The organism is Legionella steigerwaltii, assembly GCF_001468065.1.
In the GTDB taxonomy this organism is placed as follows: domain Bacteria; phylum Pseudomonadota; class Gammaproteobacteria; order Legionellales; family Legionellaceae; genus Legionella; species Legionella steigerwaltii.
Map to the genome: position 1 here is coordinate 105,889 of NZ_LNYZ01000013.1, position 25,066 is coordinate 130,954.

The following is a 25,066-nucleotide window of genomic DNA, read 5'->3' on the forward strand; positions in this document are numbered from 1 at the left end:
GCTTCGTAGAGAGTAATAACCGATTTTACTTTTACTGAATCTCTTCATACTCAAAAATAACGTCGATATAATTTTAAATAGGTTTCATCATTTTCTAATTCAAGAAGATATTTGTTAATTGTAGCAATGAGGGTCTCATTATTTTTATTAGCCATAATACCATATCCTGCTCCCATTGGAGCGCCAACTGACTTCAATTGGTCACTGCTATTCGCAGTCCAAAATTCAACGGTACCGCTATCAAGTAGAACTGCATCGACTTCATTGTCATTAAGGGCTTGTAATACGTCTGCTAAAGTGTCATATTCCTTTACTTGAACTGTATCACCAAATTGTGATTCAACCCAGGCCTTAAAAATGGTTCCCTTTTCCATTCCAATAGTTTTGCCCTTAATATCATGAATCGTTTTAATTGAACTCGATACCTTAGTTGCATATTGTCCTCCGCCTATAAGATAAGGGAGGCTGAAAAGAAAATCTTTTTGTCGATCGGGGGTAATTGTGATCGCTCCTATGGCTAAGTCGATTTGGTTGTTTCGAAGTTGATTAAATAAATCATTGAAGCTAAAACTTTTAAAGTGACAGTCAAGTTGTGCACGTTTGCATATTGTTCTCATAAGATCAATTTCAAAGCCATAAAAATCAGTCTTATCTTTTGCTGCGATTTCAAAAGGTGGCCCATAGTCTGATGTACCAATGAGAACTGGTTGAGCCAGCAAATTAAAAGAGCACAAAGAGTAAACTAGAAATAATATAATACGCATAAGATTTCCTTATCTATTTATTATTTATTTTAGTCTATACATAAATTTTAATTAGCAATGAGAACCTGGGGCAGTTTGGCTGCTACCAGGCTATTTTACTTTCAGATTAGCGAATTAAATTTTTGCTAAAAGCTCTGCTCTAGTTTGCTCATCAACAAAAGCGGCTTCTATAGCCATGCGTGTAATTTTATTCATTGTCTCATCACTATATCCGTAAGATTTTTGTACTCGTTGATATTCCTGACCCAAGGTAGTACTCATAAAGGGTGGATCATCTGAACTGATGCTGATCTTTATACCTGCATCATAAAACTTAGGAAAAGGATGTTCCCCCATGTTCTTAAACAAACCCAAAAAGATATTGCTTGTAGGACAGACCTCTAAAGTAATATCCCGGTCTTTTACCATAGCCATGGTTTCTGGTGAGTAAATTGAATTAACACCATGTCCTATGCGTTGGATTGGTAGATTTTCCATCGCTTCGACCATCCCGCTTGCGGGCGCAAATTCGCCAGCATGTACGGTACACTGCAAACCTGCATCAGCTGCAATATGGTACGCCTTGCTGAATAATTTAGGAGGAAATTTTGCTTCATCACCTCCTAAACCAAATCCGGTGACGCAAGGAAATCTATCTTTATGAGTTTGTTTGGCAACACGTTCTACTGCTTCAACACCAAAATGACGAACTGCAGTCATTATAATCCGTCCTACTATGTTGAATTGTTCTTTCGCATCGTCAATTGCTTGTTGAATTGCCGTCAAATGCTCTGCGGAAGGGATCTTGCTGGAGAGTTCAGCATGATCAGGGGAATACATCATTTCTACATAAATTGCATCCTCTTGGGCACGAGCGCGTAAGTAGTCTAAAGTAATATCATAATAATCCTGGGGATATCGGATTACCGCTGCGAGCGTATCATATACCTTTAAAAAATCGAGAAAATCTTTGGATAAATAACTTTTTCCATCGGGAGCGACGAGGCCTTCAGGGAGCACTAATTTATTACGAGCAGCCAGTTTTGCTGCTAATTTAGGAGTAATCGATCCTTCCAAATGGACATGTAACTCTGCTTTTTTCAAACTCATCGTCGCCTCTAATTTCTTTTAAAGTTAGAATAATGGTAACTTAGATGAAAAAGCTATAAAATACCCGGTTTAAATTAAAGTTATTTTGGATTAGTTATGAGCTCAAACGATATAGATAAAGCGTATGTAAGTCCTTATGATAAATTTTTATATGAATTTGATGCAACTCATGATAAGTCTGCATCGCAAATAAAAGAAATTAATAAACACAAACGTATTTTTCTGATGCGTGATAATAAAGATTATAAGAACGAAAAGGGTGAAATCTGGGAAGAATTTTAATCTATTCTTCGTTTCCCTGGCTTCATTTTGTAACTTCTTAAGAACGTGTAGCCCGGCTACAAATCCTTAAGGAGTAGACAAATCTATTCCGCTTTAACCCAAAGCGAAATGCAATAATTTATAAGCCAGAATCGTTAAAATAGATGCAGCAGGCAAAGTTAGAACCCATGACATGAAGATGTTGCGAATGACAATCAAGTTTAATGCACCAATACCTCGTGCCAACCCTACTCCAAGAACTGCCCCAACTAATGTCTGTGTTGCAGAAACCGGAATTCCTGTACTTGTTGCTACCACAACGGTTGTTGCAGCAGAAAGCGTTGCTGCGAAGGCACGGCTGGGTGTAAGCGCCGTGATGGCACTACCTACGGTTTCAATTACTTTTCTACCGTACATAAGCAGTCCAGTTACCACACCTACACAGCCTAATAATATAATCCATGCAGGATAGTCAGTCGCATTAAAGGTTTGATGTGAACTCATGACCAAACTATGAATGATTGAGAGTGGTCCAACAGCTAAGGCGACATCGTTTGAACCATGTGCAAAAGCCATTGCACATGCAGTCATAGCCATAAGTACTGCAAAATACTTTTCAACTTGTATGAATCGTTCTCTGCGTCTTATTCTATGGGGTTCAGGAATACGCTTAATAATGATCATTCCTATAATCGTAATAAGGATGCTGGTTGCTAGGGTTACCGCTAAATTTTGTTTAAAATTCAGATGAATGTGGAAATGATTAAGTCCCTTAAATACAGTGATAAATGACAAAATAGAGCCAATGAGAAAAAGGTAAATAGGGATGTACAATTTTGCTTTAGTTAGTGGATTGCTTTTAACAAAAATAGTTTGTTGGATGCTGGTAAATAATATAAAAGCGGTAATTCCTGAAATCATTGGGGAAGTAACCCAGCTTATGGCAATGCGACTCACTTGATTCCAGTGAATTGCTTGCGTCCCTAATACTATGGTACCAAAACCGACCATTGACCCTACTAATGCATTAGTAATAGAAACAGGGACTCCAAGATAACTCGCAAGATTCATCCAAATAGTGCAGGCTAATAAAACCCCCAACATCCCTTCAATAAGGATTAATGGTTGTCCTGAGAGTTGACTGGAATTAATAATTCCATCACGCATCGTTTCTGTAACACCAGTCCCTCCTAAAAATGCGCCGGCAAACTCAAAAATTATGGCGATCAACATGGCTTGTTTGACTGTAACTGCTTTTGAGCCCATGGTAGTGCTCATGACATTGGCCAAATCATTAGCGCCAACACCCCAAGTCATCATAAAACACAAAACGACTGCTACAAGAAGATATATAATTGAATAATCCATAGAATTCGACTACCGAGCTATTAGAATTTGAAGACGACTGCCCACATGTTGAGCACCATCGGCTAAATCATCAATCCATTGGACCAATTTATAGAGGAAAATTGCATCAATTGCAGATAACTCTTTTTCGACTTCAAAAATACGATGTCTGATATCTGCTAGACGTTCATCGCTGTCATGTTCAATCTCATAAAGTGTCAAGATCATTTCTTCCACGATTTTAACTTCAGAGCCCCTGAAGCCTGTTTCCAGCAGTTCATCTAATTCATTGATTGCTTTACATGCCTGTTTTGATGCATCCAGGCAACGGCTTAAAAAAGGCATAAAAATCGGAATGAGCGTCTCCGGAATGATCATTTGTCTACTGACGATCAGTATCGCAATGTCTTCTGCTTTATTTGCAATGAAATCCTGGGCACTGAGAAGTTCAAGAAGGTCAGTACGCGAAACAGGGAGAAAAAGTCCAGTTGGCAAATGAAGGCGTAGATCTCTTTTGATTAAATCCGCTTCCTTTTCGAGAGAAATTATTTTTTCTTTTATTTTATTGGCAGTTGTCCAATCTTTTTTTAGGACTGCTTCAAAAAATGGGTAGAGCTGCTTAGCGCATTGGTGTACTTTTCGCATGTGTTGTTCTATTGGTCTTATCGGTGAAGGACCAAACATATTAAATATGCTACCCATGATGTTCGCATCTCTTAAGCAAATTTCGGAGAAGTATACCCAAACTTTTTCAGGAACAAAACTATTGAATTAGGGTTCAAATCGTTTTTCGTTTTTGTTCATTGATTTTTCAAGACCAAATCTGGTTGCAATTCTACCCTCTTGGCCAAAATTTTGCAATTTTATGCGTTCCGATACTTACATACTCGTGTATTTGCAACATCTTGCCCCAGACCCGTGGGGGAATTGTAAACAGCCCTAAAAATAAAAATATTTTTATTTTACTCCATTGATTTTTTATATTGGTCTACAATTGAAAATATTAGGGGTTTACCACAATAAAAATATTCCTTAATTGAAATCCATGGATGATGACTAGGGACAAGGAGTTCAGGATGAAGCGATTCTGGTTAATCGGCTTATTGTTGTTGGCAAATAATGTATTTTCGCAAACGCTAATTACCAAGGTGATTGAACTGCACTATGTCCCAGTCCAAAAAGTTATCCAATTAGTGCAACCCCTGTTGCAATCTGGGGAAAAGATAAGTGGTTCTGGGCAAACTTTAATTGTTCAGGTTTCTCCCCAAACACTAACCCAAATTAGAACCGTATTGCATCAAATTGATGTGCCTCCTGTAACATTTAAAATTTCTATTTATCAAGGGGACCCTAATTGGCTCAGTGCACAAAATGAAAACTCTGTAACCTATAGCTCGCAATCTCCAGCTGAAGTAAAGCGCTCACAATCAGTTAAAGTCATGAGCGGCGAATCTGCATTCGTATCTACTGGAGAAGAAGTGCCAATCGTCACCTCTGTAGGTGCAGGATATTTTACAGGAATATCCTACGAACAACATCAGATTAAAAATGGATTATTGGTCCAACCTATTATGCGTGGCTCCAAGGTAGAATTAAAAGTGCGTCGAATACGTGAACAACAAAATCCCGCAGGTGGACAACAATTTGATAACCAAAATATTGATACAACGTTGATGGTGCCATTAAATAAATGGGTTTCTTTAGGAAGTCCTGAGGGAGCGCAGGATACCGATTCCTCATCAGTATCTTATACTGCGGGAAGGCCATTTTCTCTGCAAGCAACACTTTATGTAAAAGTAACAGTCGTGCATGATTTTTAAATATTTTGCATAAAAAATATGCAATTGGTGTATAATTAATATAGACCTATAACTAATTAACTTTTCGGGAGGGCTCATGGCAATTATAAGCTCATTGGCTAATCATTTGCTAATTGCAATGCCGTCCCTAAATGATCCTAATTTTGAAAGAACAGTGATTTATGTTTGTGAACATCATGAACAAGGTTCTGTAGGTTTAATCATCAATCGTCCCATGCAATTTCCTCTCGCTATTGTTTTTGAACAATTACATATTGAGCCTGTTCATATAGAGCAAAGCAGAAAGCCTTTAATGTTCGGTGGGCCAGTACAACCTGAGAGGGGATTTGTGATTCATAAACAATTTGGTGGTTGGCGATCCAGCTTGTTTCTACAAGATGAGGTGACGGTAACTACATCAAATGATATTATTCGTGCCATCGCAGAAGATAAAGGTCCTAAAGATGTTTTAATTACTTTAGGTTATGCTGGATGGGTGGAAAGTCAATTGGAAAAAGAAATTCTAGAAAATACTTGGTTGGTTTGTCCCTATCGTTCCGAGATTCTGTATGAGGTCCCCTTTGAAGATCGTTGGGAATATGCAGGGGCCACTTTAGGGATCAAAATGAGTCAACTGAGTTCAAATATCGGCCATGCCTAGTCCTGTTTATTTAGGTTTTGATTTTGGTTACAAACGTATTGGTGTTGCAGTAGGTCAACAACTAACCTGTAGTGCTTCCCCCCTTGCAACTTTAAGTGCTCGTGCAGGTGTTCCTGATTGGAATGCGGTTGCCAAAGTCATTGCGGAATGGCTACCTCAAGCCTTAATCGTTGGTATTCCCACGTGTATTGATGGTAGTGAATTATATACAACCCCTGCCGCGCGTCGATTTGCCAAAGAATTGCGTAAACGATTTCCTTTACCTGTTCATTTAGTTGATGAGCGACTCACAACAGTTGAGGCCAGAGAACAATTGTTTGCACAAGGTGGATATCGTAAAATCAAACAATCTGAAGTAGATAGTATAGCGGCTTGTGTTATACTTGAGCAGTGGCTGCAACATGGTGGCTAAGTTAAAAAGATAAGGGTTTTATGAATCATTTTTTAGAAATTAGTCAATTATCACGACAACAGATTGAGTCTTTACTGCAACGCGCAGTTTATTTCAAACACCATAATCATTATCCTTCGTATGCACACAATACTGTTGCAAACTTATTTTATGAAAACAGTACTCGAACTCGTGTAAGTTTTGAATTGGCCGCCAATCGATTATCTATGCCAGTGATTAATCTAGACTTACAGAGCTCTTCAGAGACAAAGGGAGAGAGCATTGAAGATACAGTTCGCACCCTTGCTGCTATGGGAATCCAATATTTTGTGATTCGTCACCGCCAAGATGGAATACAGCAAAGTTTAGCGAATCAAATTGGGGATTCAGTTCATATAATTAATGCAGGTGATGGCACCCATGCACATCCAAGTCAGGCTTTGCTTGATATGATGACGATCCTTGAGCAAAAACCGCGACTAGAGCACTTAAAAATAGCTATTCTAGGAAATATTAGGCATTCGCGAGTGGCCAATTCATTTCAATGTATTTGCGCCCAATTAGGAGTGAGAGAGCTTGTGTTGGTTGCTCCTGAGCTTTGGCAACCAAAGACGGTGCATTATGGACGAGTAACCCATAATTTACGCGATGGATTAACTGATGCAGATGTAGTGATTTGTTTGCGTGTACAGCATGAGCGTTTATTAGAATCCGATCATTTGGATCTCGATTCTTATCGGCGTGATTTTGCTCTAACACAAGAAAGCCTGGCTTATGCTAAACCTGAAGTCATGGTGATGCATCCAGGACCTATAAATAGAGGTGTCGAAATAGACAGTAATGTTGCAGATGGAGCAAACTCTTTTATCCTGAGCCAAGTTGCTAACGGTGTTTTTGTGCGTATGGCAATTTTTGATGCTTTAAGTAATCGAGGGTAGGATTTAGGAATTCACAGGGGCAGTGAAATTTAATACGGAACATCCAAGGATATACCCATGAGTAATCGTTATCAGCAGTTATGCATTTTAGTATTGCTGAGTTTTTACTGTTTGCTTTTCTATTTTATTTTTAAGGATTATCAACGCGTTGATTTCGCTTCTTTTTATCTATCGTCTCACGCATTAATACAGGGCGAAAATCCTTATAGAAATTTCTATACAACTTTTTTGCCCTCCATAAAGATATTACCGGCTAATTTAAATCCACCATTTGTTTTGTGGGGATTTGGTTTTTTGACACGATTAAGTTATTCCGATGCATTAATTGTTTGGGTTTGTCTGTCTTTCATTTTAGGAATAATTGGTATAACCATCACCTTTTATTATGCTTTTTCTAAGCGATTTTTGCAGGAACACAAGGTCAATTTGTATCTACTTTATTTTGCTTTTTTTCCAACACTAATGAATCTTGTGACTCTGCAATTTGGTTGTATTTTATTGTTTTTCATTATGGTGGGGTATTATTTTTATTTAAATCATCGCGACTATCTTGCTGGTATATCCTGGGGTATTATCATTGCGGTCAAATTGTTTCCTGCATTGTTATTTTTCTATGTTTTAAAACAAGGTCGTAAACAAGTTTTTGCAGTCATGCTGGTTACCTTATTAATTGCTTCATTTCTTCCCTTACTCATTCATGGCTCCATGGTTTATGAGCACTATTTTAGGATGATGAGAGGCGTATTTTGGTATGGTGATAATTGGAATGCCTCAATTTATGGTTTCTTTTTTCGTCTATTTTTTGGGAGTGAGAAACTCCCTAACATGTTTCATTTAAAACTGGTTAATCTATTTTATAGCGTTCTATTTCTTATTGTGCTCTTATGGTATTGGCGAAAATTAGGACCAACTGAAAGGAAGACTATAAATCACCACCCATTTTGCCTGACCCTGGCCATGATGTTATTTATGAGTCCTTTTGGCTGGGTTTATTATTTTCCTTTATTAATTTTTCCCATGATTCTCATTTGGTTTGTCGCGTTAGAAGAACAAGAGGTTTCAGCAAAAACAATGTTTCTTTGGCTCTTCTGTCTTTTTCTTATTAATATTCCTGTTGATTATGTAAACAACCAGAAAATGACCAATGCTCTAGTACGAATCAGTTTGTTCTCCTCTTCTTTTTATGGCTTATGGCTTCTCTGTTATCTTTTAGGTAAAAGAAAAAAACTCTATGGAAATAAGGAGATCCAATTTGGTGAAACATTGCATTATTCAATATCAACAATGAAAATTATTATCGGATTAGGAGTGTTTGTTCCGGTAATATATTATCTTATACGTTTAATCAATTTAGCGTTTAATTTGGAATTAGGCTATTAATAGCCTAATCAATACCCTCATCAGCCCTTACTGGAGCCCTCTCCCTCATAGGGTGAAGGGAAATTTCTTAATGACTCTTCCCTTCATCCCGGGGTGCGTAAAGCATGCCTAAAGGATAATGCTTGTTGTAAATGATCTAAGCATACCTCACTGCTTTCGTTCATATCTGCAATAGTTCGTGCAACTTTCAATAAACGATGATATCCCCGAGCAGACAGTTTGAGTTGCAGCATAGACTGTCGTAAAAAATTTTGTTCTTGAGAACCTAATGCACACATTTGTTCGCATGTGTTTGCTCCTAAATGGGCATTAAGACAATTTTGTCGCTCCAATTGTTTGGCTCGTACTTTAATCACTCGTTCTCGGATAAGAGCACTTTGTTTCTTAGGATTAATATTCGGGGTAATTAATTCCTCTTGAGTGAGCGCTTGCACGGAGATATGCATGTCAATACGATCCAATAAAGGTGCTGAAATTTTGGCATGATATCGCTTAATGCGATCAGGGCTGCATAAACAGTTCGCTTGAGGATTACCCCATTGTCCACATGGACAGGGATTCATTGCTGCGATGAGCTGAAATTTCGCTGGAAACTCTATTTGAGCAGCAGCTCTTGAAATACATATTGTTCCTGATTCCAGTGGTTGCCTCAATGTTTCGAGAACTTGTCGGTTAAATTCAGGTAGTTCATCCAGAAACAAAACCCCATGATGCGCTAGAGATATTTCTCCAGGTTTCGGTGGATTTCCTCCACCAACTAAAGATACAGGTGAGGCCGTATGATGAGGTGCGCGAAAAGGTGGAAAGTTCCATTCACCAAAGTTAGGTAATTTGCTCCGTATGGAGTTAATTGCCACACATTCTAGGGCTTCTGCTTCAGATAGTTGAGGTAATAGCGTATTAAATCGCTTTGCTAGCATGGTTTTTCCACTTCCGGGAGCACCACTTAGTAGAATACTGTGTCCGCCATAAGCTGCAATTTCCATGGCCTTTTTCGCGTGAAACTGCCCTTTAATATCAGACCAATCCTCTGCATATCGCATGGAACAAGATTCTGGTTTCGGTGGAAGTGGGTGTAACGAAGTTCCTTGACAAAGGTAGCTGCATACTTCACGCAAGTTGTTTGCACTATAGATGTTTTGATATCCAGTTAATGAGGCTTCATGAGCATTTGCACTGGCGATAACAAGTGAACTGTTGTCTTTATTTGCAGCTAAAACTGCAGGAATAATAGCGGAAATGCCTCGCAGCTCACCACTTAAAGCGAGCTCAGCTATAAACTCATGGTTGGATAATTGGTTTTGGGGAATTTGGTTTGAAGCAGCAAGAATACCAAGAGCGATTGGTAAATCAAAACCACTTCCTGTTTTAGGTAAATCCGCAGGCCCTAGATTCACAGTGATTTTACGGCAGGGAAATTCAAATTGGCTATTAATAATCGCAGAACGAACGCGATCCTTACTTTCCTTTACGGCGGTTTCAGCAAGACCTACTATGGTAAAACCAGGCAAGCCATTCGATAAATGAACTTCTACTGACACAGGTTGTGCCAATATCCCAACAGTACTACGTGTTTTAGTAAACGCAAGATTCATTGCTTATTTCCTTTGATGTTGGACAATTGTTCGACAAGATTTTCCTATTAGAGCATAACCTGCATTTTTTCCTTTACTGCTTCGTTATCTCTGGGTGCTCATTTACTTATGTAGACTCTGCATTAAAGCAAAATCTACAGATTATGTAGGAGCTTTTTTTGTCGCTAGAGTTTATGCTGCAATTACTTTTTTTCTTTGTTAATCTGGGTCATTAAAACATCGACTTGTTTTTGAAGGTGTTCCACTTTTTCTCGAGTTCGCGCCAGAACTTTGGTTTGTACATCAAACTCTTCGCGAGTAATAAGATCCATATGTGAAAAAGCTGCTTGCAGTACCTCTTTAAATTTTTGTTGGATGTCTTTTTCAATGTTTTGTAGACTGGGGGGAAGAGCAGCAAAAAGTTTTTTTGCTAAATCGTCGAATTGTTTGGGGTCGAACATAATCACTCCATGTTTGTTTTTTGCAAAGAGTCTAACAAAAGTATAATCACAGCGGAATATATTATGAAAATGATTATGGCAATTATTAAGCCGTTTAAACTAGATGATGTACATGAAGCGTTAATGGAAATAGGGGTTCCGGGAATAACCATTTCTGAAACACGCGGTTTTGGGCGACAAAAAGGGCATACAGAGTTGTATCGAGGGGCCGAATATGTAGTTGATTTCCTCCCTAAAATTAAAATCGAACTAGCCTTGCCTGATGATATGGTTGAATCTGCAATTGAAGCGATTTGCAAATCTGCTTATACAGGTAAGATTGGTGATGGTAAAATTTTTGTTTATGAATTGCAACAAGTGGTCCGTGTGCGTACTGGAGAAATTAATGCAGACGCTTTAACCTAAAAAAAAGCAACCTAAAACCCGCCATACCAATAAATGGCGCGCTGAGTAATTACTGCATTGAGCTGAATATCCCAAGGTTCAGGTTCAAGGTAATCTACACGTTGGAATTGGTAAGCTACACCAATTAATGGACAATTTTCTTTACCTTTAAAGGTACGATCGTAATAACCAGCGCCCATACCAAGTCGATTACAACGTACATCAAAAGCAACTAATGGTACTAAGGCCAAGTCCAGCTCTTCTACAGGAATGGATAAATTAGGATCAACAGCAGGTTCAGCAATCCCATAACGATTTTTTTGAAAGGGAGTATCAGATGATGCGGGTAAAAAGGAAAGAGTCGAATTTTCTTCATTAAGGACAGGAAAATAACAGATTTTTCCTTGTAAGAGTGCATTCTTCCAAAGTTCATCCAAATCAATTTCGCCGTTAATCGCAAAATAAAGTGCAATTTGTTTTGCATCTCGATATTGCTCCAAAAAGCGAATACGATTACATACTTGACTTGATGCTGTGGCACGATACGAAATAGAGATCTTAGATCGTATTTGTTTCATCGTATCTCTTAAAGCCTTTTTGACTAGATCTGTCATACAGGTATCGGTGTATTGTTCTCTTTAAATTATCGATTCTTTATTGTAAAAATTCAAGGTATTGAGATGCTCTAAAGCATTTGTCACTCTTTAAACTCAGGAATTCGCTGGTTTTTTTAAAAAAAACTAGGCAAGAAAGAAAAAATACGGTATATAAGCCGTCCTGGTTTTTTATGATCTTTTGATATTAGGTCTGTTGACAATTCGCTAGATTAAGACAAAATGATGAAATTTAAGGGCACCGAAACGCAGCATATATGAACTATGTGAGTGTTGGAGCATATTAAAACTCATTATTTTGACCAAGGTAGTAAGGTCAACAACCCCTAGATTTCAGGTACAGTATAACTCATTGAGAGAATGGTATGAGTGATTTGTTTGAAGATGATGAAGATGCTGTTGTAGAAGTCGGAGAAGACTTCGTCGATGTTGATAGCGAGTTGGATGTAGAGGCTGAGGTTACTGAGACCGTGCCTCGTGGTTTGGACGCGCGTAGAAGATTGGAAAATATGTTGGATGAAAAACGTTTACGTGATGAACTGGACGATTTTGGAGACTATTAACCTGACTCGTCAATGAGTTCAACTGCTTTTTCTCAAATTATAGGTTTAAGTACGGTTTATGATACGAACACGAGTACTCAAGGAAGGGGAAAGCAGTTTTGCGTTTCCAATCGATGATCGCATCTTTTTGGGCGAGGCTTTGTTTGAAACGCTTAAAGTGGAAGACTCTGAGCCATGTTGTGCCTATTTGCATTGGCAGCGGTTAAGTGATTCCGCACAAAAACTGGGTATCCCCTTTGATCTTTCTTTTGAGCAGTGGCTAGAACATCTGCTTCATAAAATTAAACGTGATAATTTATATCACGGTGGTATTAAAGCAATTTTAAGCGGAGGCTCTGCACCTAGGGGATTGGTAGCCCAAGGAAAGATAAGCCAACTCATATTTCAGACTTTTAATTATACGGTGGAAACTCATCCGTTACGATTGGTTAGCGCGTCATGGTTAAGAGACGGAAACAACCCTATCTATCAAGTTAAATCAGTCAATTATTTAGAGGCTATCTTGGCCCGTCGCCAAGCAATTTCTTTAGGCGCTGATGATGCATTGTTTTTTAACTTGCAGCATCATGCGACAGAAACCACATGTGCGAATCTATTTTTGATACACGATAAGTGTTTGCTGACTCCTCCTATAAGTGATGGTGTACTTCCTGGTATTACCCGCTCAAGGCTTTTGCAATTGTCTAAACAACAAGGTTTAAGTTGTATCGAGTCTTCTCTGACAAAAACAATGCTTAAAAATGCGGATGCTCTTTTTGTAACTAACTCTTTGCAGGGAATTCGTCCAATACTTTCTCTAGACGACATCGTATTTGCAGTAGAGCATCCATTAATTAATCAATTATCTGCTTCTTTGAGTATTTGAAACGAAAGTTATTAAGGTGCAGGAGCTTAATAATGCACAACAACACGACAACTAAACCTGCGATTAGGATTTCTTTGTTTTTATAAAAAGCTCCTTGTTTTAATAAAGCCTCCATTCCAGCATAACCAAAATAGGTATAAACAATTTCAGCAGGAATAAGAAAAATAAAAGTAGTCATTAGATAAGATCGGAATTTTATCGCTGTTATCCCTAAGCCATAATTGACTATATTAAAAGGAACGATCGGAAATAATCGCAGAAGGGCAACAATCATCCAGCCCCGTTGTTCTACGGCAGAAATTAGTTTTCTTAGCCTTTTTCCTTTTCTTTGCGAAAACCAGTCATACACCAGATGTCTGGTAATTAAAAAAGAGACAGCAGCACCGCTGGTTGCGCCTAATAAATTAAGTAGGGTGCCAAAAAAGGGGCCAAAAAGAGCTCCTCCAGCTAAAGTGATTACCATAGTTGGTAAGAACATAACGGTTGCAAAACAATATATAATTAAAAATAGAAGGGGTGCAAACCAGCCAAGATGGTTAACCCAGTTAATGATTTCACTTGAATAGTTTTGAAAAAAGAAGGCAGTGGTAATTAGGAATACCAAAGCTAAAACAATGAAGATTACTCTTACAGGATGAATGATACGGTAATTCATAGAATTTGTTTTGGCATTGAATAAATCGTGTCAGTAGTCGTACTACTGTCCTTAGCAATCAATTTATCAAGAAGTCTATTACACCTGGTTATACGTTGCAATCTTGAAAAAATAGGATTGATTAGGTATAACCAAAGCGAATTTTTATAAGAGAAGTAGAGACATGGAACAAGTTACCTGGAAGGAAAGACAAAAACAGCGCGCTCGTAATTGGATTAGAGCAATATTAGCTCGCTGGTTTAAAGTCGAGTTAAGTGGTAATTATCAACCCGAACCTAACTCGGTGATTATTGCCAACAGAACTTCAACAATTGATTTGCTTTTGCTTGCGGCTTTTTTACCTGAGCAATTGACTGTAGCTTTTCCGCCACACTCATCAACCAAATTTTGGATGAAGAAGATGATGATGCTCTTCGCCGATGTCATTACCATCGATTCTTCTAATGCTTTTGCAGCAAGAGCGTTGGTAAAAGCAATACGAGACGGAAAACGTTGTGTTATTTTTCCTCAAGGAATTGGCTTGCAGGAAGATAGCTTGAAGGTTTTTGACGCCCCAGGAATGGTATTACAAAAGGCAGGATCTTCGGTTATTCCAATTCGTATTGATGGAGCACAGCATAGTATTTTCTCTATCAGCAAAGATAAGCACCTTATACGCTTATTTCCCAAGATTATATTGCATGTATTACCCACACAATCCTATATACAGGAAAAAAATCAGTCTCTTGATAGAAATGCTGTGAGCACTCGTTTATTTCATTTGATTAGTGAGCTAACTTTTGCAAACAGCTTTCAGCCAATGTCAATGTTTGAAGCGCTTATTCAAGGAGCTGCATTAGGAGCAAAGAATAAGGCACGCATTGAAGATGCAAATCGTGCTCCATTAACGCATAAGCAATTTCTTGCTCGTTGCTTTATTTTGGGCCGACAAATTAAAAAACAAACCCATGTGGGGGAACATGTAGGCATCATGTTGCCTACGACCATTGTAGGCATGGTTACTCTTTTTGCTCTGCATGCATATCGACGTATCCCTGCTATGCTCAATTTCAGTCTTGGACTCAATAATTTATTGGCTACATGCAAGGTTGCAGAAGTAAAAACAATTTATACGGCAAGACAATTCATCACCACAGCAAAACTGGAAGGTTTGGTCGAGGGGCTACAAAAATCAGGAATAAATGTTTATTTTCTTGAAGATTTTAAGTCTTCCATTAATTTGGGCCATAAACTTTCCGGGTTACTCAAGGGGCTATTCCCTTCGTGGGCTTATCAACTCGTTGGCGATCCGGTTTCCCCAGATGATGCAGGTGTCATCTTATTCACTTCTGGTTCAGAGGGGGTACCCAAGGGCGTCGTTTTAACCCATTCCAATTTATTGGCGAATTGCTCTCAATTAACTTCACGGGTAGACTTTTCTTTTCGTGATAAATTTTTTAATTCTTTACCTATATTCCACTGTTTTGGATTAACTACCGGTTCAATTCTTCCCCTAATACAGGGCATCAGTTGCTTTTATTATCCTTCTCCCTTGCATTATAAAATAATTCCGGGGCTGGTTTATCAAACCGGAGCTACCATCATGTTTGGGACGGATACTTTTTTAACAGGTTATGCTCGAGCCGCAGAACGGCATGATTTTAGTAGCGTGCGCTACATTTTTGCTGGTGCCGAAAAGGTGAAACCGGAGACAATGCGACATTGGATTGATACTTTTGGGGTAAAAATTTATGAAGGTTATGGTGCTACAGAAGCTTCGCCTGTAATTTCCATGAATTGCCCCTTAGCTTCTATCCCAGGTAGTGTTGGGATGTTATTACCTTTTATGGAAAGTCGAATTCAACCCGTAGATGGTATTGCTGAGGGAGGGCGTTTAATAGTGCGCGGCCCTAATGTGATGAAGGGCTATCTCTCTTCTGAAAAGCCTGGAATGCTCATTACTCCAGAGAATGGATGGCATGATACTGGAGATATAGTCACGATGAATGATGAAAAATTCATTACGATTGCTGGCCGGGCAAAACGTTTTGCTAAGATTGCAGGTGAAATGGTTTCTCTTACGGCAGTAGAAGGAGTTGCTGCGTCAATTTGGCCTGAATTGTTACATGCTGCGGTGAGTAAGAAAAGTCCAAAAAAAGGAGAAACAATTATATTGTATAGCGAGGCAAGTCATGCTGATAAGGCAAGTTTTGTTAAAAAAATAAAAGAGTTGGATTATTCAGAATTACTCATCCCCCATCAGATTTTTCCAGGAAGCAAGATCCCTGTTTTACCTTCAGGAAAAATTGATTACGTAAGCATTGAAAAAGAACTGGAAGACGAATTAGCTTAATGTAGCCTGGGTGCAGCGCAGCGTAACCCAGGTTTTCCCTAGCAGGAGTTCTTGGGTTACGGCTTGCGCCTTCACCCAGGCTACATTTATTTTTTCAAAACATAGCTGCCTGGTGCATCCATGATGGGTTTTAATGGTAATTGGTTAAAATCAGGGGCAGGTATGAGTTTTCCTGAATGAGGTTTTAACCAATTTAACCATTCTGGCCACCAGGAACCTGGATGTTCTGTTGCTTGTTCCAGCCATTGTTCTGCATGGGCAGGGGAATGATGGTTCACTTTATAGCCGTATTTTTTTGCCTCAGGTGCATTGATAATTCCTGCAATATGTCCCGAGCCTCCGAGAACAAAGCGTTTGGGGCCATTCATCAGTTTAAAGCCCAAGTAGGTTGTTTTCCATGGGGCTATATGATCTTTTTCAGTTGAGAGGAAAAAAGTGGGGATGTCAATTGCGCTGACATCAATTGGGGTATGATTCAGATGGATTTTACCCGGTTTGACCAGATCATTGTGCAGGTACATCCATCTTAAGTATTGTGAATGCATTGTTGCTGGCATGTTGGTGGAGTCAGAGTTCCAGTACAATATATCAAAAGGCACTGGGTTTTTACCGCGTAGATAATTTTTAATAAAGAAAGACCAAATTAAGTCATTTGCTCGTAGTGAGTTAAAACTTGAAGCCATAAATTTTCCAGCAAGATATCCTTTAGACTTCATTTCATCTTCCAGCTTTGCAATTTGTTGTTCATCAATAAACACGGCGATATCACCCGGATCACTGAAATCAATCATTGCGGCTAAAAAGGTGGCGCTACAAATGGAGTTGTCTTGATGTGCTTTATTGTAGGCAAGTAACATGGAGAGTAGTGTTCCACCGATACAAAATCCCATGGTATTAACCTGCTTTACATTGAGTTGTTTTTGAATCGTACTAATTGCGGTTAAAGGTCCTTCGTTTAAATAATCATACAAACTTTTATGGGAGAAATTGGAGTCTGGATTAATCCAAGAAATAATGAATACGGTAATTCCATGTTTTACTAACCAGTGAATGAGTGAGTTATGTGGACTTAAATCCAGAATATAATATTTGTTTATCCAAGGTGGAATAATAAGAAGAGGAATCGATTTTACCTTATCTGTTTGTGGTGTATATTGGATGAGCTCCATCATGCTGTTGCGAAAGACTACTTTTCCAGGAGTAACGGCGATATTTTTACCCAGCTTAAATGCCTCTGTATCCGTCATTTTAATCATCAGACGAGAGGACTCTACTTCCAAATCAGATAGCAAATTATGCAGTCCATGCAATAAATTTTTGCCATGGCTTTTCAATGTTTCATCCATTATCTGAGGATTAGTATGAACAAAATTGGCAGGAGACAATGCATCTAAATACTGCTTTGTAAAAAATTGCAGGCGTTTTGCTGTGTTTTTGTCAGGGTATTCCAGTTGTTCAAACAAAGCATTCATATGCTGGCTGGCCAAGAGGTAGTGCTGGGTTAACATATTAAAAAATGGATTATTGAGCCAGTCTTCCTCGCGGAAACGCGGATCATCGATGGGCATAGCCGTCCCATTTAACCAATGCTGTAATTGAGCTTGCGCAAGATTAAATGCATCTTGCCAGTATGCAAGTTGCATTTCCCAGATTTTTTCCGGATTCTGTAAAAGAATACTCATCACATTTTGAAAGTGCTCGGTAAGCTCAATATATTGATTGATTATTAAGGAAAGTTGTAAGGGGGTTTCCTTTATTTCAGAAATAATTTGTAGGCTTTTTTCAGCTATAGCTTGTAATAGTTCTCCAAGCTCTTTGTCATGGGTCATCCTAACTCCTGCTAGACAAATTAACAGGGATATATTTTGATTTTTTTATTAGTATTTAGCAAGTAGTATTGTTTCTGAAAAGATTATGATAGTCATCAATTACCTTTTACCAATCCCTAATTTTTCCTTCATACCAGAAATAACCACTTTTCTTTTTCTTATTGACCAGATCATAGAGTTCCTGTGCTGTTTTGGAAGGATTTTTTGGCGCATTGTTGGTACCCATATCTGTTTTGACCCAACCCGGGTCAAAGCTGGAGACAGTAATCTCAGGTAACTTTTCTGCTAAAAGTAGGGTATACATGTTGAGACATGATTTTGACATTTTATAATGGGGCACAGAAGCGGAGTCATTGGAACTGAAAGCTCCCCATCCCGAAGAAATATTAATGATTTGAGCATTGGAATTTAATTTTGGAATGCATTGCTCTGTTAATTCAATGGTGCCAAATACATTAATAGCAAATGTTTCTTTTAACTGATTCATGTTGATTTTTTCTTCACGCCATTCTTCCAGCAGAACGGCAGCATTGTTAATTAACACATCGATTTTTGGTAATTTTTGGGCCAAGTGATTAATTTGTTCTGAATCCACTAAATTAAGTGGATGCATTTTTAGGTTTTCGTGTTTTAAAGGAGTGTGGCCATTTGTTGAAGTTCCAATAACCAGCCAACCATTTGCTAAGAAGAGTTTCGCTGTTTCCAGCCCTATCCCTCGACTAACTCCTGTAATTACAAGCGTATTCACAGTCTCTTTCTCCCTAAAGTACTGAGTGCTGTGTAGCCTGGGTGAAGGCGTAGCCGTAACCCGGGAATCTAACGATAAAATCCCGGGTTTCGCTCCGCTGCACCCAGGCTACATATTAAATATCAATGCTTAAAGTGACGAACACCAGTGAATACCATAATTATTCCATGCTCTTCAGCACAGGCAATAATTTGTGTATCTCTAATTGAGCCCCCTGGCTGAATAATAGCAGAAACACCTGCCTCAGCAGCAATCTCTACAGTATCTGGAAAAGGAATAAATGCATCAGAAGCCATGACCGCACCATGAGTGTCAAATCCCATTTGTTCTGCTTGCCAAAGACCGATACGTGCACTCATCACACGGCTGGTTTGACCACCTCCCAATCCTATAGTTGCAGCATCTTTAGCATAAACAATCGCATTGGATTTCACATGTTTTACGGCACGCCAGGCAAACATTAAATCATTCATTTGCTGTTCAGAGGGTTTATTTTGAGTTACTGTTTTTAATTCATAGCTTCCTAGAGAGAGTGAATCGTGTTCTTGAACGAGCAATCCTCCATCTACTTTTTTCATATTTAAGCGAAATGCGTCATCTTGCTTCCAAACTCCAGTCAATAGGACACGAATATTTTCTTTGCTGCTGAGAACTTCCTTGGCTTCACTACTGGCATCGGGTGCAACAATGACTTCTACAAATTGCTTTTCCAAAATTGTTCTCGCGGTATGGGCATCCAATTTTTGGTTAAACGCGATGATGCCGCCATATGCTGACGTAGGATCACATTGAAACGCTTTGAGATAAGCCTGAAGAGATGAATCTCCTATGGCAATGCCACAAGGATTAGCGTGCTTAACAATAACACACGTTGGTCTTTCGGTGGAAAATGATTTAACACAGTCCAAAGCAGCATCAGCATCAAGAATATTGTTATAGGACAATTGCTTTCCTTGAATTAATTGCGCCGCGCCTAGAGAACCGGATACAACATTTTTATCCATATAAAAAGCAGCTTGTTGGTGGGGATTTTCTCCATAACGTAAGTCGGTTATTTTATTAAATTGACACGTAAGTACTTCTGGAAAACCATAGGGGGTGTAATGCTCATCAAGAGTGGTCAGATAATTAGTAATTGCTGCATCATAAGCTGCTGTATGCGCGAAGGCTTTCTTAGCTAAGGCAAATCCCCAGTCGGAAGGAGTTTTTTTAGTTTTTAGATGGTGAATTAGTTCCGCATAATCCTCTGGTTTTACCACCACAAATGTGTGCGCATGATTTTTTGCAGCTGAACGAATCATAGCGGGCCCGCCAATATCAATATTTTCTATGGCCTCATTGAAATTACAGTCAGGACGACTAATCGTTTGTTCAAAAGGGTATAAATTAATTACAAGCAAATCAATGGGCTTAATTGAGTGTTCTTGGAGTATTTTTGCATCTTTTTTTCCACGTGCAAGCAAACCGGCATGAATGGCTGGATGCAATGTTTTAACTCGTCCATCGAGCATTTCAGGAAAGCCTGTGCAATCACTTACATCGGTAACTGGCAATTCATGTTCTCTAAGTAATGCGGCGGTATTTCCTGTTGCAATAAGTTCTACACCTTGCTGATGTAATTCTCTTCCCAGTTCAACAATACCTCGCTTATCGGAAACACTAAGCAGAGCTCTTTTGGGGTTAAAAGTAGAAAATGTACGTTCTTGGGCCATTATAATTCCTTAACAATCGTAACCAGGATGAAAGCTTGCAGACAGGCTCTAAAAATATGTTTGCGTGTTCACCAAAAACAACTACGGCAATTTAAATCTATTTATGCTTAAACGCCAATAATGACCACCCATTAAGATTTTCCTGGCGAACAACGACAAACATTGATGCATAGGTTTTAATCAGTTCAGCAGTCTGTTCTTCGAGTATTCCTGATACAATGAGCATCCCTTCAGGATTAAGTAGTTGTTGAAAACGCTCTTTCAGGGTAATTAATGGTGCCAACAAAATGTTAGCGATAATTAAATCCACAGGATTAGATAGCACATCAGGCATATCAATCGACAATTTGCGCTCATCAAGTTGATTCACTAATGCGTTATTTTTGGTTGCTTGTAAGGCTTGCTGATCAATATCGACTGCATGCACCTCTGCGGCTCCTAATTTTAAAGCAGCCAGGGTAAGTATTCCTGAACCACAACCGTAATCGATAACCACTTTATTTTTTAAATCAGCTTGTTCCAACCAGGTTAAACATAAAGCCGTCGTAGGATGAGTTCCAGTACCAAAAGCCAAACCCGGATCTAACATGAGGTTGACTGCACTGGGTTCAGGTGGAGTAGACCAAGTGGGGCAGACCCATAGGCGTTGGCCAAAACGTTGTGGTTTAAAATCATCCATCCAAGCCCTTTCCCAGTCTTTGTCCTCTAAAACTTCCAGGGTACATGTTAATTCGGGATAAGTTTGCAGTAGGTGATCACGAGTATACTGCGCTTGGAACACTTCTGAAAATAAGGCCTGAATAACGACTTCAGGCCATAATGGAGTTGTTCCGGGTTCGGGCTCTAGAACTGGATTATCATTTTTATCGGTCAACATAATAGACAGTGCACCGAACTCCTCCAACTCCTCACTCAGCGATTCGATGCCTTGGCTTGGACAATGTTCTATTTTTAATTGAAACCACACAGCATTAATCCTTCAACATTTTTTCCAAATAGTGAATATTAGTACCGCCAGCAATAAAAGATTGATCATGGAAAATACGTTGATGTAATTCAATATTGGTTTTTATACCATCAATAATGATTTCATCGAGTGCATTTCGCATTCTTGCGATGGCTTCAGCACGAGTTTCCCCATAACTAATTAGCTTGCCTATCATCGAATCGTAATTCGGTGGGACTGTGTAACTGCTGTAAATATGGGAATCAAAACGAATTCCTGGCCCACCGGGTTGATGTAATAATTTTATTGTTCCTGGTGAAGGCATGAAGGTTTTGGCATCTTCTGCATTGATTCGACATTCAATTGCATGACCACGTAATTTGATGTCTTCCTGGGTAAGTGTCATGGGTATGTCACTGGCAATTTTAATTTGTTCTTTAATCAAATCAATTCCAGTGATCATTTCAGTGACTGGGTGCTCAACCTGGATACGTGTATTCATTTCAATAAAATAAAAACATCCATCTTGATACAGGAATTCAAAAGTCCCTGCACCACGATATTTCAGCTCTTGGCAGGCTTTGACCACAGAGTCACCAATTTTTTTTCTCAGTTCAGGGCTAATTCCTGGAGCGGGTGCCTCTTCCACTACTTTTTGGTGACGTCTTTGCATAGAACAATCGCGTTCACCTAGATGAATGGCTTTACCTTGGCCATCTCCGAGAACTTGGAATTCAACATGACGAGGGTTTTCCAGGAATTTTTCCATATAAACAATGGGGTTATTAAATGCAGCTTTCGCTTCACTGCGGGTAAGTGCAATGGAATTAAGCAGATTCGCTTCACTATGTACTACACGCATACCTCGTCCACCGCCACCACCTGCAGCCTTAATGATAACGGGGTAGCCAATCTTTCGAGCAACTTCTAGGTTCAAATGGTCATCATCAGACAAAGGGCCATCCGATCCTGGAACACAAGGAACTCCAGCGGCTTTCATCGCGTTAATAGCAGATACTTTGTCACCCATAAGGCGAATGGTATCACCTCGAGGTCCGATAAAGCGAAATCCACTTTGCTCTACTATTTCCGCAAAATCAGCATTTTCAGAAAGAAAGCCATAGCCAGGATGAATCGCTACAGCATCAGTAATTTCAGCGGCAGAAATGATCGCTGGGATGTTGAGGTAACTCTTTTGTGCTGGTGCCGGACCTATGCAAACGGTTTCATCAGCAAGACGAACATGCAATAAATCTTTATCTACATCTGAATGTACGGCTACAGTCTGAATGCCAAGCTCTTTACACGCACGTAAAATACGAAGAGCAATTTCACCTCTGTTGGCAATAACAATTTTACTGAGCATGAATGCATCCTCTATTCAATAACAAACAGGACCTGATCGTATTCTACAGGTTCTCCATTAGCGACGAGTATTTCTACTATTTTACCGGCGCGATCCGCTTCAATTTCATTAAACATTTTCATCGCTTCAACAATACATAACACATCACCTGCTTTAACTGATTGTCCCACAGTTACGAAAGGGGGATTTTCTGGTGATGGAGAAGTGTACATTGTACCTACCATGGGGGAACGAATTTTATGGCCTGAAGTGGTAGGCATTGCGGGCTTACTTTCTTGATGTGAAGGCACTGCAGCAGAAGGTGCATTATTTGCAGAGGGAAATGATTCCTGGCGTGGTGCCGGAGCAGAAACATAGTGAACTTGAGGTGCTTCTATTGCCGGAGCACTACTGTGACGGCTTAATCGAAGCGATTCCTCACCTTCTTTAATTTCAATTTCAGAAATGCCAGTTTCTTCCAGCAGTTCGATTAATTTTCTGATCTTACGAATGTCCATTATTTGATTCTCTTTCAATAATTGATGTTAATGCTAATGAATACCCTTGCGCACCTAAACCACTGATAGTACCTTTTGCTATATCAGAAAAATAAGAATGGTGACGAAAAGGCTCTCTGGAATAAATATTACTGATATGTACTTCAATAAATGGGATTTCAACAGCACATAAGGCATCCCTTAAGGCCACGCTAGTGTGGGTGAATCCTGCGGGATTAATAATTATATAATTTATTTTGTCGATACGGGCCTGGTGAATTGCTTCAATTAAATCTGCTTCAGAATTGCTTTGATAACAGTTTAATGAAAATCCAGCTTGGGTTGCTTCTTTGATTAAACGAGTGTTGATATGATCTAGTGTTGTGTTTCCATAAACCGAAGGCTCTCGTGTTCCCAAGAGGTTCAAATTTGGCCCATGTAAAACCAGAATTTTTTTCATGTATGTTTTGGTTAGTATCAAGCAATCGGCAGATTTTGCCTGATCTTCCTAAAATTGTCTATATATCTCCGAGGATATCTGCAAGTTCTCCGCTTTTTTTATATTTTTGCTCTATGATACTAAAGACAAAATTTGCGAGCTTTCAGACAGTGGCCTAGACTTTTACTTTAGATAATGATGGAATCATTTTAAAGATTAATAAGTTATTATTTTCAACTCCTTCTGGACAAAGGAATTTTTGATGCAGGAAATGCTCGAACAGCAGGGGATACAAAAGGTACAACCTGTAATATATTTTATTATTTTTATGATGATGATATTGGTGCAAATCTCTATCGATCAATATGTTCCGTCGCTACCAGCTATTACTAAATACTTTAGCAGTACCGAATCATCAATTCAATTCACTGTGTTTCTGTTTATGTTTGGATTGGGAATTTCCCATATTTTTTTTGGGCCTTTATCCGATAAAATTGGACGTAAACTACCATTGATTTATGGTATTGGAATAAGTGTTATAGGGGCCCTCCTCTGTTTGCTTGCTCCTTCTGTTACGGTATTAACTTTGGGACGGTTTTTACAAGGATTTGGTATTGGCTCTTGCAGTTCTGTAGGACGTTCTTTAATTCGTGATCTTTTTACTGACCGATATTTATCGAAAATTGGCTCCTATGTTGGTGTTGCAAGCACGCTACTTTTAGTCGCGTCACCAATTTGGGGTGGATTTATTCAAGAACACTTTGGATGGAGAGCTAATTTTTTATTCATTTTTATTGTTGGCCTCTCATTTTGGGTTTTTATTCTTCTGGTTTTGCCTGAGACCAATAAAAATCTTAATCCTAATGCTACTAAGATAAGAGTGATACTGCAAAATTATTACGCATTATTAAAGTCAAAAATTTTTTTAGGTTATACTCTATGTGCCTGTTTTGCATGCGCAGGACTAGTTGCTTATCTGACTATTGCTCCTTTTTTATTTCAAAATGTATTGGGCCTAACTCCTTTAGAATATGGCCAACTGTCAATTTTTATTGCTGCTGCTATCTGCTTGAGCGGGATAATTAATAGTCAATTGGTGATGGTTAAAGGAGTTCCTTACATGTTATTTATCGGTGTTGTTCTGATGATTAGCGGCGGAGGGATTATGCTCAGTTTTGCGCTTGCTGGAATAGCAAATGTTCTGACAATTATGCTCCCTATCGCTCTATTTAGTATGGGAGCCGGATTTACTTTTATTAACGCTTTTGCAGGAGTTTTCCACCCATTTCCACAAATCGCAGGAACAGTGGCTGCATTGTATGTGAGTATGCAAGATTTAACTGCTGCATTAACAAGCGGTATTATTGCAGTAACCAAGATACAAGGCCAGCTCTCTTTGGCTGTAATATTACTTATATTAGGCTTAGGTGCTTTGGCTGCATGGTATTATCAAGATGCAATAACTCGATAAA

The 25,066-nt window shown here is 39.0% G+C and carries 26 protein-coding genes; 11 read left to right on the forward strand and 15 right to left on the reverse strand.

Annotated features, from left to right (window positions below; translation table 11 throughout):
* Nucleotides 1-50 precede the first annotated feature (50 nt).
* A complete protein-coding gene (locus Lstg_RS08315; protein WP_058477207.1) occupies nt 51-764 on the reverse strand; it encodes a transporter substrate-binding domain-containing protein in 714 nt (237 codons plus the stop codon).
* Nucleotides 765-878: 114 nt separating this feature from the next.
* Complete coding sequence (locus Lstg_RS08320) at nt 879-1,853, reverse strand: adenosine deaminase (RefSeq protein WP_058477208.1); 975 nt, start codon at nt 1,851-1,853, stop codon at nt 879-881.
* Nucleotides 1,854-1,949: 96 nt separating this feature from the next.
* Between Lstg_RS08320 and Lstg_RS08325 the strand changes: the two genes are divergently transcribed.
* On the forward strand, nt 1,950-2,135 hold the full coding sequence (locus Lstg_RS08325; protein ID WP_058477209.1) for a CBU_0585 family protein: 186 nt from the start codon (nt 1,950-1,952) through the stop codon (nt 2,133-2,135).
* 93 nt (nt 2,136-2,228) lie between these two features.
* On the opposite strand, the gene Lstg_RS08330 is transcribed toward Lstg_RS08325, so the two are convergent.
* Together Lstg_RS08330 and Lstg_RS08335 are read right to left on the reverse strand one after the other, a co-directional pair.
* Nucleotides 2,229-3,482: an inorganic phosphate transporter gene (locus Lstg_RS08330; protein WP_058477210.1), complete on the reverse strand. Its 1,254-nt coding sequence runs from the start codon at nt 3,480-3,482 to the stop codon at nt 2,229-2,231.
* Nucleotides 3,483-3,491: 9 nt separating this feature from the next.
* Nucleotides 3,492-4,163 carry a TIGR00153 family protein gene (locus Lstg_RS08335; protein ID WP_058477211.1) on the reverse strand — a complete coding sequence of 224 codons (672 nt, stop codon included), beginning with the start codon at nt 4,161-4,163 and terminating at the stop codon, nt 3,492-3,494.
* Nucleotides 4,164-4,537: 374 nt separating this feature from the next.
* Here Lstg_RS08335 and Lstg_RS08340 point away from each other — a divergent pair, with 374 nt between their 5' ends.
* The 5 genes from Lstg_RS08340 (at nt 4,538) to Lstg_RS08360 (ending at nt 8,630) form a co-directional block, all read left to right on the forward strand.
* Nucleotides 4,538-5,281, forward strand: coding sequence for a type II/III secretion system protein (locus Lstg_RS08340; protein WP_058477212.1), 744 nt, complete (start codon nt 4,538-4,540; stop codon nt 5,279-5,281).
* A gap of 76 nt (nt 5,282-5,357) precedes the next feature.
* A complete protein-coding gene (locus tag Lstg_RS08345; protein ID WP_058477213.1) occupies nt 5,358-5,921 on the forward strand; it encodes a YqgE/AlgH family protein in 564 nt (187 codons plus the stop codon).
* Nucleotides 5,914-6,333, forward strand: coding sequence for a Holliday junction resolvase RuvX (gene ruvX / locus Lstg_RS08350; RefSeq protein WP_058477214.1), 420 nt, complete (start codon nt 5,914-5,916; stop codon nt 6,331-6,333). The genes Lstg_RS08345 and ruvX overlap by 8 nt, the downstream gene beginning before the upstream one ends.
* 20 nt (nt 6,334-6,353) lie before the next feature.
* Complete coding sequence (locus Lstg_RS08355; protein WP_058477215.1) at nt 6,354-7,250, forward strand: aspartate carbamoyltransferase catalytic subunit; 897 nt, start codon at nt 6,354-6,356, stop codon at nt 7,248-7,250.
* Between the two features lie 57 nt (nt 7,251-7,307).
* A complete protein-coding gene (locus tag Lstg_RS08360; protein WP_058477216.1) occupies nt 7,308-8,630 on the forward strand; it encodes a glycosyltransferase family 87 protein in 1,323 nt (440 codons plus the stop codon).
* A gap of 83 nt (nt 8,631-8,713) precedes the next feature.
* Here the strand turns inward: Lstg_RS08360 and Lstg_RS08365 are convergent, their stop codons facing one another.
* Complete coding sequence (locus Lstg_RS08365; protein ID WP_058477217.1) at nt 8,714-10,225, reverse strand: YifB family Mg chelatase-like AAA ATPase; 1,512 nt, start codon at nt 10,223-10,225, stop codon at nt 8,714-8,716.
* A 182-nt stretch (nt 10,226-10,407) separates the two neighbouring features.
* Entirely contained in the window at nt 10,408-10,665 is a 258-nt protein-coding gene (ubiK, locus tag Lstg_RS08370; protein WP_058477218.1) for a ubiquinone biosynthesis accessory factor UbiK, read from the reverse strand.
* A 63-nt stretch (nt 10,666-10,728) separates the two neighbouring features.
* On the opposite strand from ubiK, the gene Lstg_RS08375 reads away from it, so the two are divergent.
* On the forward strand, nt 10,729-11,070 hold the full coding sequence (locus Lstg_RS08375) for a P-II family nitrogen regulator (RefSeq protein WP_028380978.1): 342 nt from the start codon (nt 10,729-10,731) through the stop codon (nt 11,068-11,070).
* Nucleotides 11,071-11,081: 11 nt separating this feature from the next.
* Here the strand turns inward: Lstg_RS08375 and Lstg_RS08380 are convergent, their stop codons facing one another.
* The gene (locus tag Lstg_RS08380; RefSeq protein WP_058477219.1) at nt 11,082-11,663 is read right to left on the reverse strand and encodes a 5-formyltetrahydrofolate cyclo-ligase; all 582 of its coding nucleotides are present in this window, start codon (nt 11,661-11,663) and stop codon (nt 11,082-11,084) included.
* A 365-nt stretch (nt 11,664-12,028) separates the two neighbouring features.
* Here Lstg_RS08380 and Lstg_RS08385 point away from each other — a divergent pair, with 365 nt between their 5' ends.
* Both Lstg_RS08385 and Lstg_RS08390 read left to right on the forward strand, forming a co-directional pair.
* Nucleotides 12,029-12,226: a PA3496 family putative envelope integrity protein gene (locus Lstg_RS08385; RefSeq protein ID WP_058477220.1), complete on the forward strand. Its 198-nt coding sequence runs from the start codon at nt 12,029-12,031 to the stop codon at nt 12,224-12,226.
* A 58-nt stretch (nt 12,227-12,284) separates the two neighbouring features.
* Nucleotides 12,285-13,091 (forward strand): aminotransferase class IV, encoded by an 807-nt coding sequence (locus Lstg_RS08390; protein WP_058477221.1) that lies wholly within the window; start codon nt 12,285-12,287, stop codon nt 13,089-13,091.
* Here Lstg_RS08390 and Lstg_RS08395 read toward each other — a convergent pair.
* Nucleotides 13,060-13,746: a TVP38/TMEM64 family protein gene (locus Lstg_RS08395; RefSeq protein ID WP_058477222.1), complete on the reverse strand. Its 687-nt coding sequence runs from the start codon at nt 13,744-13,746 to the stop codon at nt 13,060-13,062. The two genes, Lstg_RS08390 and Lstg_RS08395, sit on opposite strands and share 32 nt — an antisense overlap.
* Nucleotides 13,747-13,909: 163 nt before the next feature.
* Here Lstg_RS08395 and Lstg_RS08400 point away from each other — a divergent pair, with 163 nt between their 5' ends.
* Nucleotides 13,910-16,078, forward strand: a complete 2,169-nt coding sequence (locus Lstg_RS08400) for an AMP-binding protein (protein WP_058477223.1) — start codon at nt 13,910-13,912, stop codon at nt 16,076-16,078.
* A gap of 86 nt (nt 16,079-16,164) precedes the next feature.
* Here Lstg_RS08400 and Lstg_RS08405 read toward each other — a convergent pair whose 3' ends face one another.
* From Lstg_RS08405 to aroQ, 7 genes are all read right to left on the reverse strand, one after another.
* Complete coding sequence (locus Lstg_RS08405) at nt 16,165-17,907, reverse strand: PHA/PHB synthase family protein (protein ID WP_058477224.1); 1,743 nt, start codon at nt 17,905-17,907, stop codon at nt 16,165-16,167.
* Nucleotides 17,908-18,013: 106 nt separating this feature from the next.
* Nucleotides 18,014-18,655: an SDR family NAD(P)-dependent oxidoreductase gene (locus tag Lstg_RS08410; RefSeq protein WP_058477225.1), complete on the reverse strand. Its 642-nt coding sequence runs from the start codon at nt 18,653-18,655 to the stop codon at nt 18,014-18,016.
* Nucleotides 18,656-18,777: 122 nt separating this feature from the next.
* Nucleotides 18,778-20,367: a bifunctional phosphoribosylaminoimidazolecarboxamide formyltransferase/IMP cyclohydrolase gene (gene purH / locus Lstg_RS08415; protein WP_058477226.1), complete on the reverse strand. Its 1,590-nt coding sequence runs from the start codon at nt 20,365-20,367 to the stop codon at nt 18,778-18,780.
* Between the two features lie 97 nt (nt 20,368-20,464).
* A complete protein-coding gene (gene prmA / locus Lstg_RS08420; protein ID WP_058477227.1) occupies nt 20,465-21,334 on the reverse strand; it encodes a 50S ribosomal protein L11 methyltransferase in 870 nt (289 codons plus the stop codon).
* A 4-nt stretch (nt 21,335-21,338) separates the two neighbouring features.
* Nucleotides 21,339-22,679 carry an acetyl-CoA carboxylase biotin carboxylase subunit gene (gene accC / locus Lstg_RS08425; protein ID WP_058477228.1) on the reverse strand — a complete coding sequence of 447 codons (1,341 nt, stop codon included), beginning with the start codon at nt 22,677-22,679 and terminating at the stop codon, nt 21,339-21,341.
* 11 nt (nt 22,680-22,690) lie between these two features.
* Nucleotides 22,691-23,176: an acetyl-CoA carboxylase biotin carboxyl carrier protein gene (gene accB / locus Lstg_RS08430; protein WP_058477229.1), complete on the reverse strand. Its 486-nt coding sequence runs from the start codon at nt 23,174-23,176 to the stop codon at nt 22,691-22,693.
* Nucleotides 23,163-23,615, reverse strand: a complete 453-nt coding sequence (gene aroQ, locus Lstg_RS08435) for a type II 3-dehydroquinate dehydratase (protein ID WP_058477230.1) — start codon at nt 23,613-23,615, stop codon at nt 23,163-23,165. The genes accB and aroQ overlap by 14 nt, the downstream gene beginning before the upstream one ends.
* Before the next feature lie 241 nt (nt 23,616-23,856).
* On the opposite strand from aroQ, the gene Lstg_RS08440 reads away from it, so the two are divergent.
* Nucleotides 23,857-25,065 carry a multidrug effflux MFS transporter gene (locus tag Lstg_RS08440; protein WP_058477231.1) on the forward strand — a complete coding sequence of 403 codons (1,209 nt, stop codon included), beginning with the start codon at nt 23,857-23,859 and terminating at the stop codon, nt 25,063-25,065.
* The last annotated feature ends 1 nt before the right edge of the window (nt 25,066 follow it).